We start from the raw sequence: 14,721 nt of genomic DNA on the forward strand, positions 1-14,721 counted from the left end.
ATTTTAATAATATCTTCCTGTTATTCTCTGTGATTAAATGGGAGCAGGATTTGGCAAACTCCTTTATGATTATTAAAAATATACCTAAAGCAATTACAAAGTGAATACTATGTAAAATTTGCATAAACTAACTCCTTAAAAAAATATGTTTTATAAATAATATTATTTCGGAGTTTATAATATGACAAAAAAACACCTATAACAGGTGTTTTCTAATTTTCTTATGGTGCCTCAGGGCAGAATCGAACTGCCGACACGAGGATTTTCAGTCCTCTGCTCTACCGACTGAGCTACCGAGGCACATATACTTTACTGGCGGAGCTGACGGGATTCGAACCCGCGATCTCCTGCGTGACAGGCAGGCATGTTAGGCCTCTACACCACAGCTCCTTATTTGGTGACCCCTAGGGGATTCGAACCCCTGTTACCGCCGTGAAAGGGCGGTGTCTTAACCACTTGACCAAGGGGCCTAAATGGTGAGCCATCCGCGACTCGAACGCGGGACACCCTGATTAAAAGTCAGGTGCTCTACCGACTGAGCTAATGGCTCATAACTGACACTTGTATATAATACTATGATATACACAAAGTGTCAATAGTTTTTTTGTTTTTTTATTTCTTATAACAAAGAAATTAACTCTTTAGTTTGTTCCCTTTTAGGACCTACTGATATCATTGCTACTGGTACTCCTACTAACTCTTCAATTCTTCTAATATATTTTTGGGCGTTTATAGGTAAATCATCAAAACTTGTTATTTTGCTAATATCTTCAGTCCAACCATCCATTTCTTCATATACTGGCTTACATTTTTGTAATTTTTCTATTGTAGCAGGAAAGTGTTCAACTTTAACTCCATCAATTTCATAAGCTGTACAAATTTTAATTTTAGACTGTCCTGTTAAAACATCTAATAAAGTTATAGCTAAATAATCTAAGCCACTAACCCTTTTAGCATGGCGTAAAATAACAGTATCTATCCAACCAATTCTTCTAGGCCTTCCTGTAGTAGTTCCATATTCTCTACCTATTTCCCTTATCTGGTCTGCAGTTTGATCAAAAATTTCTGTAGGGAAAGGTCCATCTCCTACCCTAGTAGAATATGCTTTGACAACACCTAATACTTTATCTATTTTAGAAGGTCCTAAACCAGCACCTATACATACTCCTCCTGCAACTGGATTAGATGCTGTTACATAAGGATATGTTCCATGATCAATATCTAATAACGTTCCTTGTGCCCCTTCAAAAACAACTTTTTTACCTGAATTCAAAACTTCTTCTAATAGAACTGAGGTGTTACAAATATATTGTTTGATCTTTTTACTGTACTCTAAATATTTAGTATATATTTCTTGGAAATCTAAAGGTTGTCCTCCATAATATCTTTCGATTAGTAAATTTTTATCTTCTAAATTTGCTGCTAATTTTTCTTTAAAAACTTCCTCATCTAAAATGTCCGCCATCCTAATACCACATCTTGCTACCTTATCCATGTAAGCAGGTCCTATACCCTTTCCTGTAGTTCCTATTTTATTTTTTCCCCTTCTTGTTTCTGCAAGTAAATCTATTTCTTTATGGTAAGGTAATATCAAATGGGCACTTTCACTTATCCGTAAGTTAGAGACATCTACTCCTAAATCTTCTAGATAATTTATTTCTTTTACTAAGGCTTCTAGATCTACTACCATCCCATTACCAATTATGCATATTTTATCTTTATTCAATATTCCTGATGGTATTAAGTGGAGTTTATATGTTTTACCACCAATAACGATGGTATGCCCAGCATTATTACCTCCTTGATATCTTACAACTACATCGGCCCTTTCAGCCATATAGTCAGTTATTTTACCTTTACCTTCATCGCCCCATTGGGTACCTACAATAACTAATGTTTTCATTAAAATCCCCCTTTATTTATTGCAAATATGTCTAGCAACTACAACTCCTGAAACTGATGCTTGCATTAATCCTCTAGTTAAACCAGCACCATCTCCGATGGTATATAACCCTTCAATTTTGGTTTGGAAATTTTCATCTATGCTTACTTTAGAAGAGTAAAATTTAACCTCTACTCCATATAACAAAGTATTTTTAGAATAAATACCTGGTGCAATTTTATCAAAAGCTTTTAAAGTTTCCACAATTGATGTTAGATATCTGTGAGGTAAAACAAAACTAAGATCCCCTGGCACCGCACTTTTTAAAGTTGGTACAGTTGTTGACTTAGACAATCTATGACTGTTAGTTCTCCTACCATTTAACAAATCCCCTAGCCTTTGTACTAAGATTCCGCCCCCTGTTATCATATTCCCTAATTTAGCAATGTATTTACCATACTCTATAGGTTGATCAAAGGGTTCTGTAAATTTTGTTGATACCAATAAAGCAAAGTTAGTATTAGGACTTTTTTGTTTATCATCGGCAAAACTATGACCATTTACCACCGCTAAATTCTCATCATAATGTTCTTCTGATACATATCCACCTGGATTAACACAGAATGAGCGGACTTTATTTTCAAAGGTATCAGAGTAATAAATCAACTTCGGTTCGTATAGATGCTTTGTTAGATGGTCTAACACCGAATTGGGGACTTCCACCCTAACACCAATATCTACTTCATTATTTTCTGTTTTTATATTTGCATTTTTCATTAGTTTTTCTAACCATCCCGCTCCACCCCTTCCTGGAGCTAAAACAATATTTTTACCGAAATACTCTTTTTCTCCTTCTTTATTTTTAGCTTTAACACCTTTTATTTGTTCATTTTCAATGATTAAATCAGTAACTTCAGTCAGCTGGAGAAAAGTAAAGTTTTTATGCTCCTTTAAAGCATAGTACATTTTCTTTAAAACTTCATACCCTAAATCAGTTCCTAAATGTCTAACAGGACATGGAACCAGCTTTATATTGTATTTTGATGCTTCATACATTATCTCTTCTACTTTCTTATTATCGAGGCCGTGTATTTTCCCGTTGGCCCCAAAACTAACATATATGTTATCAACATATTTTATTAATTCTTGTACCTTTTGATAATCCATGTATTCTGTTAATCTTCCTCCAACCTCTGGAGACAAAGATAGTTTCCCATCACTAAAGGCTCCTGCCCCTGACCAACCATTAACTATACCACAAGGTTGGCAATGGACACATTTTTGTAAAGTTCTTAATGGGCATGTCCTCTTTTCTATTGTTCTTCCTTTATCAAGTATAAGGATTTTTTTGTCCTTATCTTTTTTTACCAACTCTAAAGCTGTAAAAATACCTGCAGGACCTGCACCTACAATAATAACATCATAAGTCATAGGAATCCCTCCTAATTTTAATACATCCTATGCTAGTTTAAACTAAATCCTTAATTAAAGCAAGGGGAAAACATGAACTTTTTGTATTTACTTTTATTAAACGTTCGTTAAATGTATTGTTTAGAATGTTTTGTCCATTAAATTATTATTTTAACTGTTTTTTTTACGAATATCACTAGCATCCCTAACTGTATTAGTATTGCCAAATAATTTTATAGATATTTATTATTTATATTATAAACAACAAAGGAAGAGTTTTATGACCCTTCCTTTGTTGTAAGTAATTCAATTACATATTTAGCACTGTTTACAAGGTCTTCTATAGAAATTTGTTCATTGGTAGTATGGGGCTTAACCATTCCTATACCTAAATTAACTGTTGGTATTCCATAGGTATTAAGAATATTAGTATCACTACCACCACCAGTAGCTTTTAATACCACATTAAACCCTAAATTTCTTGCTGCTTTTATAGCATTTTGTACAACAGGGTCCTTTTCAGTTAAATCAAATGCCGAATACATTCTTTCTGTTTTAACTATTGCTTCTCCGCCAAGTTCTTTAGCCCACTTTTCAAAACAATCTACCATATGTTTAGTTTGTAAATTTAATTTCTCTTCTACTGTACTCCGTGCTTCTCCTTTAATTTCAACTTTATCTGTTACAATATTTGTTGCCGTTCCGCCAGAAATTATTCCAATATTTGCAGTGGTATCTTCATCGATTCTAAGTAGTTTCATTTCAGCTATAGCTTTGCTAGCAATTACAATGGCACTGACTCCTTCTTCTGGGCTTACACCTGCATGGGCAGCTTTTCCTTTTATTACTACTTCGATTTTATCTTGAGCTGGTCCTTTAACGACAATTGTCCCTGGTTTACCATCACTGTCAAGTACATATCCCATTTTCGCACTTAATTTTTTATAATCTAAATTTTTTGCTCCAAATAATCCCCCTTCTTCAGCAATGGTAAATACCACTTCTATATCACCATGGGGGATATCATTTTCTTTTACAGCCCTTATCCCTTCTAAAATTGCTGCAATACCACCTTTATCATCTGCTCCTAAAATAGTATCTGTTTCACTATAAATTATTCCATCTTTAATTATTGGTTTAATGCCTTCTCCAGGGACAACGGTGTCCATATGGGCAGAAAAAAGAATGGTAGGTTTTTCTAAAGTTCCCTTTATTTTAGCTATAATATTTCCTGTGTTTGAACCTACTTTTTCACCAGCTTTATCTACATAAACTTCAGCACCTAATTCTTCTAATTTCTTTATAATAACCTTTGCTACTTCCCCTTCTTTTTTAGTAATACTATCAATTTTGACAAGCTCCATAAATTCTTCAATAAGCCTTTTTTCATTTACCATTTTACATACCTCCTAAGAAATTTTTTATTGAGGGATAATAACTAATTTTACAGTAGCAGTTATTTCTGGATGTAACTTTATGGTAACATTATATTCCCCTGTACTTTTTATTGGCTCAGACAACTCAATTTTTCTTTTATCTACTTTAATTCCTTTTTCTTCTAAAAGGGAGGCAATTTCCTTTGTTGTAACTGATCCAAAGAGTTTTCCACCTTCTCCAGCTTTTGTTAAAATTTCAAGCTCCATATTACTGATTTTTTCTGCATACTCTTTAGCTTCCTTTAATTCTTTTTCTTTTTTCCTTTGTTCAGCTTGTTTTTTATCATCTAATACCTTTACATTACCCTTTGATGCTTCTACAGCATAACCTTTTGGGATTAAAAAATTTCTAGCATAACCTTCAGAAACCTCTATAATTTCTCCTTGTTTTCCTACTTTTTTTACTGTTTGTAACATAATAACTTTCATAAAAAACACCTCCTAAATCCGTCTAAAATTAATGAAAAAGTCTCCTATACTAGCTAATAGAAGGATTTGAAAAAATAGTGGATTACCAAAAAAATTTAATATAACTAAAGTCATTGTTATTATTCTTAAGGGTTTTGAGTTAATTTTCTTTATATAAAAGGTTATTATAGAGATTCCCTGTAATACTATAACCATTACTGTAACTTGTAATATATTGACCCCTATTCTAGTTAATTGAGGAAAACCTATAGGTATTATTTGAGCTAAAACAAATATCCATAACAGCCAATAACCGAATTTCCAATGACTAAAGGGCGGTAATTGTTCATAGGGCACTTTAAAACTCTTTAGAATTTTTTGAGTGACAGTTAAAGCTAAATAACCATAAAACATCGAAGCTAATATTAATAAAGCTGGAAGTATATAAATAAAATCAGCTTTTGACATTATAAATTGCTTTTCTATATCTACATTATTGCCAAATTGTTGTAAGAAAGATTGTACCATCTCTAAAGAAGAAATTTGAATTTCTAGTATTTCATCAAGAAAATCATATTCTAGAAAAGTTACTGCTAAATAAAAAATACAGATAAAGGATAATAATGTAGCTACTGAAGTGAGTAAAAAAGTAAAGGTAGGTTTGAGTTTTTTTGAAAAAGAATATCCTAATGTTAAACCAATAAAATTAGCAAATATCATATTAACTAAGGAGGTATAAGGGTCAACTCCCACAACAATAAGTAATATTATTGATAAAAAGGAAATCATTAAACCTACTTTAATATTATGCCTAATTACTGCAAAGATAATAGGAGTGGGTAATAAGAAAAAAGTTACTAAACCTAAGGGAGTATAAATAGTTAATAGAGATAATACTACTAAAATCCCTAATAACAGTGCCCCCTCTACTATTGATTTAGTAGTTATCCTTTTCATTTACTCACCTCTAGCCATCAAGTACTGTTTCAATTCTTCTATATCCTCTTTAAGCTCAGTAGAACCTTCCCCATCTAACGAATTTACCTTCTCCACTAGTTTTTGATCTAATTTTCTATAACTAAATCCTAGTTTTTTAGCCAACCTAAACAGAGCGATCATCAGACCTATAATATAATCTACTGCTAATTCATCTTTTCCTTTATTAAGGGAATCGTAAATACGGGTAACCCCTGCTAATATATTAACCTTTATAGCTTCTATACTATGTATATTTTTTACTATATCTATCTTTTCTTTTCCACTCATTTTCCCACCCCCAAGAAAAATCGATATATAGCAGAAAAGGGCAAAAATTTTGCCCCGTTTTTTCTACAAATTTTATTCAGCTGTGAATGGCAGTAATGCTAAGATCCTTGCTCTCTTAATAGCAGTTGTTAACTGTCTTTGGTGATGAGCACAGGTTCCAGAAATACGGCGAGGCATAATTTTACCTCTATCAGTAATATATTTACGAAGTTTGTCAGCACTTTTGTAATCAATTTGCTCAATTTTATCTACACAAAAGTTGCAAACTTTTTTACGGCCTCTTTTTTTATCTTTGCGCATCCTTTTCCCTCCTTACCAATTAAAATGGAACATCTTCATTTACTTCTTCGCCAAAAGATGCAAAATCTTCTCCTCCAACTGACTTAGATCGTGAGTCTAAAAATCTAACATTTTCGGCGACTACTTCTGTGACATATCTTCTTTGGCCATCTGGGGTTTCATAGCTTCTAGTTTGTATTCTACCGTCAACTCCCGCTAAGGAACCTTTTCTTAAATAGTTTGCACAATGTTCAGCTGCTGTTCTCCAAACAACAACTGGTATAAAGTCTGCATCCCTTTCCCCTTGTTGATTTGTATAATTTCTGTTGACAGCTAAGGTAAAAGTGGTTACAGCAATACCAGTATTGGGAGTATACCTAAGTTCTGGGTCTTTTGTGAGTCTACCCACTAATACCACTCGATTTATCATTGGTACTCCCCCTTATACTTAACCTTTTTTAACTATCATGTGTCTTAAGATTCCGTCGGTAATTTTTAGAATACGATCTAACTCATCAACAACTTGACCATTACCAGTAAAGTTAACTAAAACATAGTAACCTTCTTTTTTGTTGTTGATTTCGTAAGCTAAACGTTTTTTACCCCATTCATTAACCTCATCAACTGTTCCACCTTGATTGGTAATGATGCCGTTGAACTTTTCGATTAAAGCTTGAATAGCTTCTTGTTCAAGTTCAGGGTTTACAATAAATACTAATTCGTATTTTGTCATCGACATTCACCTCCTCCCTCTGGACTAACGGCCCTATTTTTCATAGGGCAGGGACTAATATATTATAACATAAAAATTAGAAAAAGCAAACCCTTCCTTTATTTAGGGTCTGCAAATTTTTTAAAACCTTTTTCAAATTTTTCCCTTGGTAATAACACACTTCTTTCACAATTTATACATTTTATTCTAAAATCTATTCCAACCCTTAAAATTTCCCAGACTTTATTACCACACGGATGGGGCTTTTTCATTTCTACTAAATCTCCTACTTGAAATTTTAAATTCATTCTAAGCGACCACTCCTTGTAAAGCCCTTGCCAACTGGTCTGGGCAAGATGTTCCATTCCTACATTGAATACCAGATAATTTTTCTATAATTTCTTCTACCCTTCTACCTTCTACTAACCTGGCAATTCCTTGTACATTTCCTGTACATCCCTTTATAAATTCTACTTTTACTACAATTCCATCCTTAACTTCGATTACTATTTCTTGAGAACATACTCCCTGTGGTTTAAATTTAAATAACAAAACAAATACCTCCTTAAACTATATTAACAATTATATCTATAATTTTATAAATAATTGGTGCAAATATCGAGTTTGCCATACTTATTTCAGGTAATTTATCTATTAAAAAATAGCTCAACCAATTTAAGATAATAATCACTATTGTCATAAATACAAAGTTTACTATGATATTTATAAAACAAGCTAATATTTTCTTATTATTATTCCCATTTAGTTCTATTTTTCTATTATACAACAATAATGATGATATTCCTTGTAGTATTAAGAAAATTAAAGTAAATATTATTAACATATTTAGTAATTGCCCTATTATACCACCAATGGTAATTAGCAATTCTTCTACTACAAAGCTTGTATTTTCTTTATAATACTCTTTTACTAGACGGTTTTGAATTTCCGTTGTTACAGGTAACTCTTCTACAATTTTTCTAACCATTAAATAATCTTTTACTGGTTCTTCAAAAACTTTAATTACATAGTCCTTTTGAGATAAAGTTTCTGTAATTTTTTCATATTTTACTATAGTTATTCTACCAAATAATGAAATAGATATTAATAATGCTTTTAGAAAAAATAATACTTTAATTATATATTTCTTATATTTTTTACTATAACCCCATATGCCGCTCCAAAAAATGCAGTTTATAAAAAGTAAATCTATAATCATAATCTTCACCTCCCTTAAAATTATTTAGGTATAGTGAAGATTATGATTAAAATCTAATTTAAATACAAAAATCAACTATAAAACAATGGATAATAACTTCATTATTAAATTTGCAGATATCCCTGCTACTAATCCCCCAATAGTATGGGATATTATAGCTTTGTTGATAAGCTCTCTAGTACCAAGGGCATCCATCATAGCTACATGGGTTGATAAATAACCTGACCAACACATTCCCATTGCTGTAAATACAGCAATATCACTAGCTTGTATTAAACCTCTTTCTAAAAATCCTGGGACTAACCCGATTGCAGCTCCTACAGCACCTAACGCAGTTACTGGAAAAGCTAAAGCTTCTGGACTTGAGAAACCAAAAATAGGTTCAAGGACTGGATATAAATATCTACCGATCCAAGGTAAAAATCCTACCCCTTCAAAGGCTGCTCCAGTATAGCCTTCTGGTGATGGGCCAAAGGTCAACATTAAAACTAAGGTACATATAAACAGTACCCCTGGGATTATAGCTAGTCCCATTTCTACCCCTGTTCTACCACCCTCTAAAACAGCTTCTAAAAATCTTTGGGGAATTGAACCATCCCTTATTTCCCGATATTCAAAAAGTTCTTTGTCATCTATATCTTCTCTATCATCTATAACATTATAAAATTTTTTTGTTGATCTTAGCATTAACCGTACACTTACAATACAACCAATAACAGCACCTATATTTCCTACAATAGCAGGTATAATGAACTCTTTACCTCTAGAAATCATAAAACTTGTTACGATTAGCCCCATTCCAAAAGCTGTCCCTAAATTACAAAGAACAGGTAACTGATGTTTTTTGAAGTATTTTTTAAAACCTTCATCTTTAGCTAAACTAATTATCGCAGGATTATCAGAAATATAAGTAGTTATTCCTCCAATAGCAGCTGCTCCAGGCAAATTAAAAAGGGGTTTCATTAGTGGTGATAATATTTTGTTAATTAAAGCTATTAAACCAAATTCAACTGCAACTGCTCCACAGGCTCCTGCTAATACAGCTACTGCCATTATATAAAGTACTGTGTCCAATAACAACACATGGGCAGTTTTCATAATAGTTGAAAACATATTATCAAATCCCATAATAAACCCTAGAGTTCCAACGAATAGAAAAAGAGCCCCTGATATTAAAAATGCCTCTAAGTTAACAGCTTTTACCCTTTTTTTAACAGTTTGAGCCATAACTCTCCACTCTCCAATTCTTTAATTACTTTTTAAATATACCGACGTAATAACTGCAAAAATTGTAGTTTTAACATTACCATTTAGTATTATTTCTGTAATCCAAGCAATCCCTCCTGCCATAATTGAAATTAAAATGGTTATAAAAATTTCTTTAAAATAATCTTCTAAATAACTAAAAAGTTTCTTCCTATATATTACGTAGGTTAATATATCATGAAAAATCTTAACACCTAAAAAAAGTAAGGATGTTAAGATTATTTTATTATCTATACCTCGCCCTGTAATGATGGAGTATAAAGCTTCTGCAAACAAAATTAAAATTATTAAATTAAAAATATATATACTGTAACTATTTTTCTTCATTATTTTCACCCTTTGAATGAATTCCTCTATTTCAAACATATCATCAATTTTTCACTAAAGCAACCCTTTTTTTGTTTTTAACAATTTAGAAAAAATATATTTAATTGAATTAACCATAATATATAAATTTAAAAATCCAAAAAAGGGATAAATATAACCTACTAAAGGGGTAAATCCAATTAGTGAAATAGATACTCCTAAAATTAGTAACAAAATAACCATAAGGTGGTAGTTTAATTTAAATTTTTCTTCTAATCTATTTATTAATCCAAATCCAATTCCCAGGGCAGAAGTTAAAATAGCAATACCAATAGCTATTATTAATAACCAACTAAATATTTTGTTGATATTAATTGTTAAGTCCATGATTGGTAAGTCTGAAGGAGACGCCAATTTAGCTGTTGCTCCTATCATTAAAAATAACATCAATCCCAATAATATACCTGCTAATAATGGAGCAATAATAACGGTTTTTTTATGGCAGATCTCTTTTTTTAATGAAGCTAGTACAACCATCCCTATTATTAAATTATAAGATACATAAACAATACTAGAAAACAGGTAATTTCTAGGAACAAGGGATGTAGATGTTGGAAAACTTTTTTCATATAACAAACTATAACTACAAAGAATCACTACTATTAAAAATAAAAAGGGTATAAGTATGCCATTTATGTTAATAATACCTTTTATCCCATTAATAAAAGATAACCAAAGTATAGTTATTATAATTAGATAAGCAATAAAACTATTAGGAATTATGTAGTTTATAAACAATGTATGGGCTGCCGCTATCATTATAGTAAAACTACCTAATAAAAATAGAGTTATTATAAAATCTATTATTTTTATGACTTTTCTACCAACCACTTTTTTCAATAAATCATAATAATTATATATTGATTCTTCATATACTATCTTAAGGTAAATCCAGCCAAAAAGTATAAAACCTAAAGTAGCCGTTATAGCTCCAATATATCCTTTGTTGTTAAATCTAGTAAAAAACTGAAAAACTTCTTGTCCGGTAGCAAACCCTGCTCCTACTATTACACCTACATAAGTTAAAGCGATTTTCCTAGATTCTTTATCCATAGTTAGCCCCCCTATTACCTTCTCCCATTGATTTTTTTAATTTTTGCAATTTCTTTATATAATTTCCTATGTCTTATGAATAATTTTTATGTTATTACATAAAAATTATTACGGCTAAAATTTAGGAGGTTTATTATGTTTGGGTTATTCGGTAAACCTGATAAAAAGATGTATAGTATAAGGGTTGATAGTAATTCACCTAACTGTCATTTTACTATTAAAAACAGCTTACTTGACTATATTCATACTGCTAAACCAGATTGGTCAGATCTCGTTGTAATGTGTATTGGTACAGACCGTTCTACCGGTGATAGTTTAGGTCCATTAGTTGGTAGTAAAATAGAAAAATTAAATAATATCGAAAGTGTTCATATTATGGGTACACTTGAAGATCCAGTACATGGAGCTAATCTTGAAGATAAATTAAAAAAATTGGTGAATTTTAAAAACCCCCTTGTAATTGCTATCGATGCTTGTTTGGGAAGCCTTGAAAATGTTAGTACTATATCCGTTGGGATCGGCAGTCTAAAACCCGGTGCTGGTGTAAAAAAAGAACTGCCGGAAGTAGGCCATATATATATAACAGGAGTAGTTAATGTCGGAGGTTTTATGGAATATTTTGTTTTACAGAATACCCGATTAGCTGTAGTTATGAAAATGGCTAATATTATAGCTGCTTCTTTGGAGTCAACAATTTTAGATTTAACTTTATTAAAAACCCATAAAAAAGCTTAAAGAAGGGCCAATGCCCTTCTTTTAATGTACTATTCTTCTTTGCACTTCTTCAACAACTTGTTCAGCTGTCAAAGCTCTACAATCTATTACCGGCACTTCATTTGTTACTGTTTGCATTCCTAAGAAATTTTCATCCATACCAGTTACTACTACTGCTACAGGATTTGTTACATTTTGAGATAAATTGACTGTTTTAAATCCTGCATTTTCTAGAGCTTGTTTTACATCTGTTAATCCATCTTCTACTGCCACTATATTTCTCATTTTTGAACCTCCTTAATTATTCTTTATAAAGGCCTGTTTATATTTTTTAATATTTCCTTCTCATTTATGCAAAAAAAAAAAAAGGTGTTTATCCCACCTTTTTAGACTCTTCCTTTTCTATTGTTTTTTCTTCCCTTATCATCTCACAACAACCTTTAAATATAGCTCCATCATCAATTGATAATTTATGTATTTTTATATCTCCATATACTTTAGCTGTTGTAAGTAATTGTAATAATCCTGAAGCTTCTATATTTCCTTTAACTACACCTGAAACAGTAATATGCCTTGCCTTAATATTAGCTTCTACTACTCCCGTTTCACCAACAATTATATCCCCACTTTGATTTATTTCTCCTATTATCTTACCATCTATTCTTAAAATTCCTTTGCCATTGAACTGACCATTAAAAAATGTTTCTTTCCCAATAATAGTATCTACCTTGGCATAATCAAGTTCTTCTTTCTTTTTAAACATTTTTTTCCCTCCCTATTTATTCATATATGTGCGAGGGTTAACTGGATTTCCCCTAACTCTCACCTCATAGTGTAAGTGAGGACCAGTACTACTCCCTGTACTCCCCATATATCCAATTAATTGACCTCTGGAAACTTCTTGATTAGGGCGAACAACAATTCTCGATAAATGGGCATAATAAGTTGTATAACCATAGCCATGTTCTATTACTACAAGATTACCCCATCCTCCTCTGTAAGAGGCAACAGTCACTCTACCATAAGCAGTAGCATAAATTGGTGTTCCTGTTGAATTTGCAATATCTATGCCTGTATGAAAATCTCTGCCCCCTGTAATGGGATGTCTTCTATTTCCAAAGGGAGAAGTTATCCTGCCAGAAGTTGGCCATCCTCTAGGTGTTGCATTTAACAGTCTATTCTGTTCTTCAATATCACTTATTATACTTTCCATAGATCCTTTTTGTTGTTGAATATTTTCGTTAATATGAACTAGACTTCTGTTTGCTCTATCAAGGGTGGTGATCCCCCTGTTAGTAGCAAATAAATATTCTCGTAATTGGTTAGTTTCTGCGTTTGTTTCATCATCGGTATATCCCCTTAACTTTTCCTCTAACTTCTTCAGCTCTTCAAACTTTTCTAGTAGAATTTCTGCTTCCTGTGCCAATAATTCAATTTGAGCACTTTTAGCTATATTTTCTTGTCTTAATGAATCTAATTCATCTAATGATTTAACTAATTCTACATACTTTGTAGCAAAACCTATACTTAGCATTATTACCCCAAGCAATAATACACCTATTATTTGTATAAGGGTAAGAGGTAGTTTAAAAACTAAAGGCGAATCTTCGTTATGGGGTATTACCATAATTGTAAATTTATTTTTATCTTTCCCCTGCAAATACTCCCCCCCCTTTCAATTACTTTAATTTTATTAGTTCTACACAAAATTCTTACTTCCTGCAAAATTATTCTTTTTTTCTTTAGCTATTTTTATAGCTTTTTCTTCTTCCTGGGTTAAATGGTAATTTGATTTACCATTTACAATGGGTTTTGCATAAACCCTAGATTCTTCTCTTCCATAAATACTACTTATAACTATTCCATCAAAATTATCATCTAATAGTGCAATAGCAAAACTGAGATCACTACCTGTATTATCAAAGGCATTAAAACGAACTATACTATAGTATTGAGGATGATTTTTGACTTTATCTAAATGTCTTTGAAAATTATGTTCTATCTGTTCTACATTAGAATTTAATATATGTAATCTTTTACCGAAATCAGTTAAAATCTCTTCTACATTTTTACCATTAGAAAACTTTGTAAGCTCTTTATATTTTTTTAACTTTTTATTCATATTTTTTATACTAATAAAAAACATCAGCCACGTTAACAACAACAATAAACTTACTGTTAGTAAAATTATATGACTGAATTCATTAAATATTTCTAAAGTATCCATCATTTTTTATCCCCCATTTACTTTTTAAGTATAACATTTTTATTATATCTTTATCTTTAAGGAAGTTCAAACTATTTTATAATAAAATTTAGCAAGATTTATTGCTTTTACACAATAAACCTTGCTTATTTTTTATAACAAATTAACTTAATCACAGACTGAAGACAAACTATAGACAAAGTCATCACCAGCTGTGGTAATTAAACAAAGATACGATTAAGTTGAGGAGATAGATTTAAGAGCTGATTAGATAAAAGGAAGAAGGGGTGAGGAACAGGACGTTCCGAAAGCTCTATTGAGCCATGGACGGCGAATTAGAGCGGTACCCTTCTTCCTTTTAGATAGAAGCCTTAAATCTCGACGTAAAACTTTGTTAGAATGTTTAATTACTACAGCCTTTAAAAAATGATTTTGTCTACAAACTGTTAATCTTGTTTATTATTTTCTATTAAATTTACAGGTGCCCAATTATTGGACCAATCC

20 protein-coding genes and 4 tRNA genes are annotated in these 14,721 nt (G+C 31.6%); 1 reads left to right on the forward strand and 23 read right to left on the reverse strand.

The features are described from left to right. Window positions 1-224: 224 nt before the first annotated feature. The 19 genes from BMX60_RS09525 to BMX60_RS09615 all read right to left on the reverse strand — a co-directional run bounded on the left by BMX60_RS09525 (window position 225) and on the right by BMX60_RS09615 (window position 11,297). A tRNA-Phe gene (locus tag BMX60_RS09525) sits at window positions 225-300 on the reverse strand. Window positions 301-313: 13 nt separating this feature from the next. Continuing rightward, a tRNA-Asp gene (locus BMX60_RS09530) sits at window positions 314-390 on the reverse strand. A 5-nt stretch (window positions 391-395) separates the two neighbouring features. Then, window positions 396-470, reverse strand: a tRNA-Glu gene (locus BMX60_RS09535). Between the two features lie 4 nt (window positions 471-474). Further along, a tRNA-Lys gene (locus BMX60_RS09540) sits at window positions 475-550 on the reverse strand. Between the two features lie 69 nt (window positions 551-619). Continuing rightward, the gene (locus tag BMX60_RS09545; RefSeq protein WP_091351246.1) at window positions 620-1,903 is read right to left on the reverse strand and encodes an adenylosuccinate synthase; all 1,284 of its coding nucleotides are present in this window, start codon (window positions 1,901-1,903) and stop codon (window positions 620-622) included. 12 nt (window positions 1,904-1,915) lie between these two features. After that, on the reverse strand, window positions 1,916-3,319 hold the full coding sequence (locus BMX60_RS09550; RefSeq protein WP_091351247.1) for an NAD(P)/FAD-dependent oxidoreductase: 1,404 nt from the start codon (window positions 3,317-3,319) through the stop codon (window positions 1,916-1,918). A gap of 251 nt (window positions 3,320-3,570) precedes the next feature. Beyond that, window positions 3,571-4,689: a M20/M25/M40 family metallo-hydrolase gene (locus BMX60_RS09555; RefSeq protein WP_091351248.1), complete on the reverse strand. Its 1,119-nt coding sequence runs from the start codon at window positions 4,687-4,689 to the stop codon at window positions 3,571-3,573. Window positions 4,690-4,713: 24 nt separating this feature from the next. Next, on the reverse strand, window positions 4,714-5,157 hold the full coding sequence (rplI, locus tag BMX60_RS09560; RefSeq protein WP_091351249.1) for a 50S ribosomal protein L9: 444 nt from the start codon (window positions 5,155-5,157) through the stop codon (window positions 4,714-4,716). Window positions 5,158-5,169: 12 nt separating this feature from the next. After that, window positions 5,170-6,093, reverse strand: a complete 924-nt coding sequence (locus tag BMX60_RS09565) for a DUF2232 domain-containing protein (protein WP_091351250.1) — start codon at window positions 6,091-6,093, stop codon at window positions 5,170-5,172. Then, window positions 6,094-6,402, reverse strand: a complete 309-nt coding sequence (locus BMX60_RS09570; RefSeq protein WP_091351251.1) for a MazG-like family protein — start codon at window positions 6,400-6,402, stop codon at window positions 6,094-6,096. A gap of 72 nt (window positions 6,403-6,474) precedes the next feature. Continuing rightward, the gene (gene rpsR, locus BMX60_RS09575; RefSeq protein WP_091351252.1) at window positions 6,475-6,702 is read right to left on the reverse strand and encodes a 30S ribosomal protein S18; all 228 of its coding nucleotides are present in this window, start codon (window positions 6,700-6,702) and stop codon (window positions 6,475-6,477) included. A 19-nt stretch (window positions 6,703-6,721) separates the two neighbouring features. Then, complete coding sequence (locus tag BMX60_RS09580; protein ID WP_091351253.1) at window positions 6,722-7,111, reverse strand: single-stranded DNA-binding protein; 390 nt, start codon at window positions 7,109-7,111, stop codon at window positions 6,722-6,724. Window positions 7,112-7,129: 18 nt separating this feature from the next. Next, on the reverse strand, window positions 7,130-7,414 hold the full coding sequence (gene rpsF / locus BMX60_RS09585) for a 30S ribosomal protein S6 (RefSeq protein WP_091351254.1): 285 nt from the start codon (window positions 7,412-7,414) through the stop codon (window positions 7,130-7,132). Between the two features lie 98 nt (window positions 7,415-7,512). Continuing rightward, window positions 7,513-7,701: a DUF951 domain-containing protein gene (locus BMX60_RS09590; protein ID WP_091351255.1), complete on the reverse strand. Its 189-nt coding sequence runs from the start codon at window positions 7,699-7,701 to the stop codon at window positions 7,513-7,515. 1 nt (window position 7,702) lies between these two features. Beyond that, window positions 7,703-7,945, reverse strand: coding sequence for a TIGR03905 family TSCPD domain-containing protein (locus BMX60_RS09595; RefSeq protein ID WP_091351256.1), 243 nt, complete (start codon window positions 7,943-7,945; stop codon window positions 7,703-7,705). A gap of 13 nt (window positions 7,946-7,958) precedes the next feature. Further along, window positions 7,959-8,612, reverse strand: coding sequence for a hypothetical protein (locus BMX60_RS09600; protein WP_091351257.1), 654 nt, complete (start codon window positions 8,610-8,612; stop codon window positions 7,959-7,961). 75 nt (window positions 8,613-8,687) lie between these two features. After that, entirely contained in the window at window positions 8,688-9,839 is a 1,152-nt protein-coding gene (locus BMX60_RS09605; protein WP_091351258.1) for a CD0519/CD1768 family membrane protein, read from the reverse strand. Window positions 9,840-9,860: 21 nt separating this feature from the next. Further along, complete coding sequence (locus BMX60_RS09610; protein ID WP_091351259.1) at window positions 9,861-10,205, reverse strand: hypothetical protein; 345 nt, start codon at window positions 10,203-10,205, stop codon at window positions 9,861-9,863. 54 nt (window positions 10,206-10,259) lie between these two features. Beyond that, window positions 10,260-11,297 (reverse strand): YkvI family membrane protein, encoded by a 1,038-nt coding sequence (locus tag BMX60_RS09615; protein ID WP_091351260.1) that lies wholly within the window; start codon window positions 11,295-11,297, stop codon window positions 10,260-10,262. Window positions 11,298-11,432: 135 nt separating this feature from the next. Here BMX60_RS09615 and yyaC point away from each other — a divergent pair, with 135 nt between their 5' ends. Next, window positions 11,433-12,032 (forward strand): spore protease YyaC, encoded by a 600-nt coding sequence (yyaC, locus tag BMX60_RS09620; protein WP_207648433.1) that lies wholly within the window; start codon window positions 11,433-11,435, stop codon window positions 12,030-12,032. 21 nt (window positions 12,033-12,053) lie between these two features. Here yyaC and BMX60_RS09625 read toward each other — a convergent pair whose 3' ends face one another. From BMX60_RS09625 to BMX60_RS09640, 4 genes are all read right to left on the reverse strand, one after another. After that, complete coding sequence (locus BMX60_RS09625) at window positions 12,054-12,296, reverse strand: YkuS family protein (RefSeq protein ID WP_091351261.1); 243 nt, start codon at window positions 12,294-12,296, stop codon at window positions 12,054-12,056. 88 nt (window positions 12,297-12,384) lie between these two features. Further along, window positions 12,385-12,774: a bactofilin family protein gene (locus BMX60_RS09630; RefSeq protein WP_091351262.1), complete on the reverse strand. Its 390-nt coding sequence runs from the start codon at window positions 12,772-12,774 to the stop codon at window positions 12,385-12,387. Between the two features lie 12 nt (window positions 12,775-12,786). Then, entirely contained in the window at window positions 12,787-13,671 is an 885-nt protein-coding gene (locus BMX60_RS09635) for a M23 family metallopeptidase (RefSeq protein ID WP_091351263.1), read from the reverse strand. Between the two features lie 39 nt (window positions 13,672-13,710). Then, window positions 13,711-14,241: a DUF4446 family protein gene (locus BMX60_RS09640; RefSeq protein ID WP_091351264.1), complete on the reverse strand. Its 531-nt coding sequence runs from the start codon at window positions 14,239-14,241 to the stop codon at window positions 13,711-13,713. Between the last annotated feature and the right edge of the window lie 480 nt (window positions 14,242-14,721).

Source organism: Anaerobranca gottschalkii DSM 13577, from assembly GCF_900111575.1.
GTDB classification, from domain to species: Bacteria; Bacillota; Proteinivoracia; order Proteinivoracales; family Proteinivoracaceae; genus Anaerobranca; species Anaerobranca gottschalkii.

What these genes read in the sequence shown, in the direction of transcription:
- BMX60_RS09590 (WP_091351255.1), bottom strand. Translation starts at nt 7,701, where the DNA reads ATGAATTTAAAATTTCAAGTAGGAGATTTAGTAGAAATGAAAAAGCCC.
- BMX60_RS09610 (WP_091351259.1), bottom strand. Translation starts at nt 10,205, where the DNA reads ATGAAGAAAAATAGTTACAGTATATATATTTTTAATTTAATAATTTTA.
- BMX60_RS09605 (WP_091351258.1), bottom strand. Translation starts at nt 9,839, where the DNA reads ATGGCTCAAACTGTTAAAAAAAGGGTAAAAGCTGTTAACTTAGAGGCA.
- BMX60_RS09545 (WP_091351246.1), bottom strand. Translation starts at nt 1,903, where the DNA reads ATGAAAACATTAGTTATTGTAGGTACCCAATGGGGCGATGAAGGTAAA.
- BMX60_RS09600 (WP_091351257.1), bottom strand. Translation starts at nt 8,612, where the DNA reads ATGATTATAGATTTACTTTTTATAAACTGCATTTTTTGGAGCGGCATA.
- yyaC (WP_207648433.1), top strand. Translation starts at nt 11,433, where the DNA reads ATGTTTGGGTTATTCGGTAAACCTGATAAAAAGATGTATAGTATAAGG.
- rpsF (WP_091351254.1), bottom strand. Translation starts at nt 7,414, where the DNA reads ATGACAAAATACGAATTAGTATTTATTGTAAACCCTGAACTTGAACAA.
- BMX60_RS09615 (WP_091351260.1), bottom strand. Translation starts at nt 11,297, where the DNA reads ATGGATAAAGAATCTAGGAAAATCGCTTTAACTTATGTAGGTGTAATA.
- BMX60_RS09565 (WP_091351250.1), bottom strand. Translation starts at nt 6,093, where the DNA reads ATGAAAAGGATAACTACTAAATCAATAGTAGAGGGGGCACTGTTATTA.
- rpsR (WP_091351252.1), bottom strand. Translation starts at nt 6,702, where the DNA reads ATGCGCAAAGATAAAAAAAGAGGCCGTAAAAAAGTTTGCAACTTTTGT.
- rplI (WP_091351249.1), bottom strand. Translation starts at nt 5,157, where the DNA reads ATGAAAGTTATTATGTTACAAACAGTAAAAAAAGTAGGAAAACAAGGA.
- BMX60_RS09555 (WP_091351248.1), bottom strand. Translation starts at nt 4,689, where the DNA reads ATGGTAAATGAAAAAAGGCTTATTGAAGAATTTATGGAGCTTGTCAAA.
- BMX60_RS09570 (WP_091351251.1), bottom strand. Translation starts at nt 6,402, where the DNA reads ATGAGTGGAAAAGAAAAGATAGATATAGTAAAAAATATACATAGTATA.
- BMX60_RS09640 (WP_091351264.1), bottom strand. Translation starts at nt 14,241, where the DNA reads ATGATGGATACTTTAGAAATATTTAATGAATTCAGTCATATAATTTTA.
- BMX60_RS09630 (WP_091351262.1), bottom strand. Translation starts at nt 12,774, where the DNA reads ATGTTTAAAAAGAAAGAAGAACTTGATTATGCCAAGGTAGATACTATT.
- BMX60_RS09625 (WP_091351261.1), bottom strand. Translation starts at nt 12,296, where the DNA reads ATGAGAAATATAGTGGCAGTAGAAGATGGATTAACAGATGTAAAACAA.
- BMX60_RS09580 (WP_091351253.1), bottom strand. Translation starts at nt 7,111, where the DNA reads ATGATAAATCGAGTGGTATTAGTGGGTAGACTCACAAAAGACCCAGAA.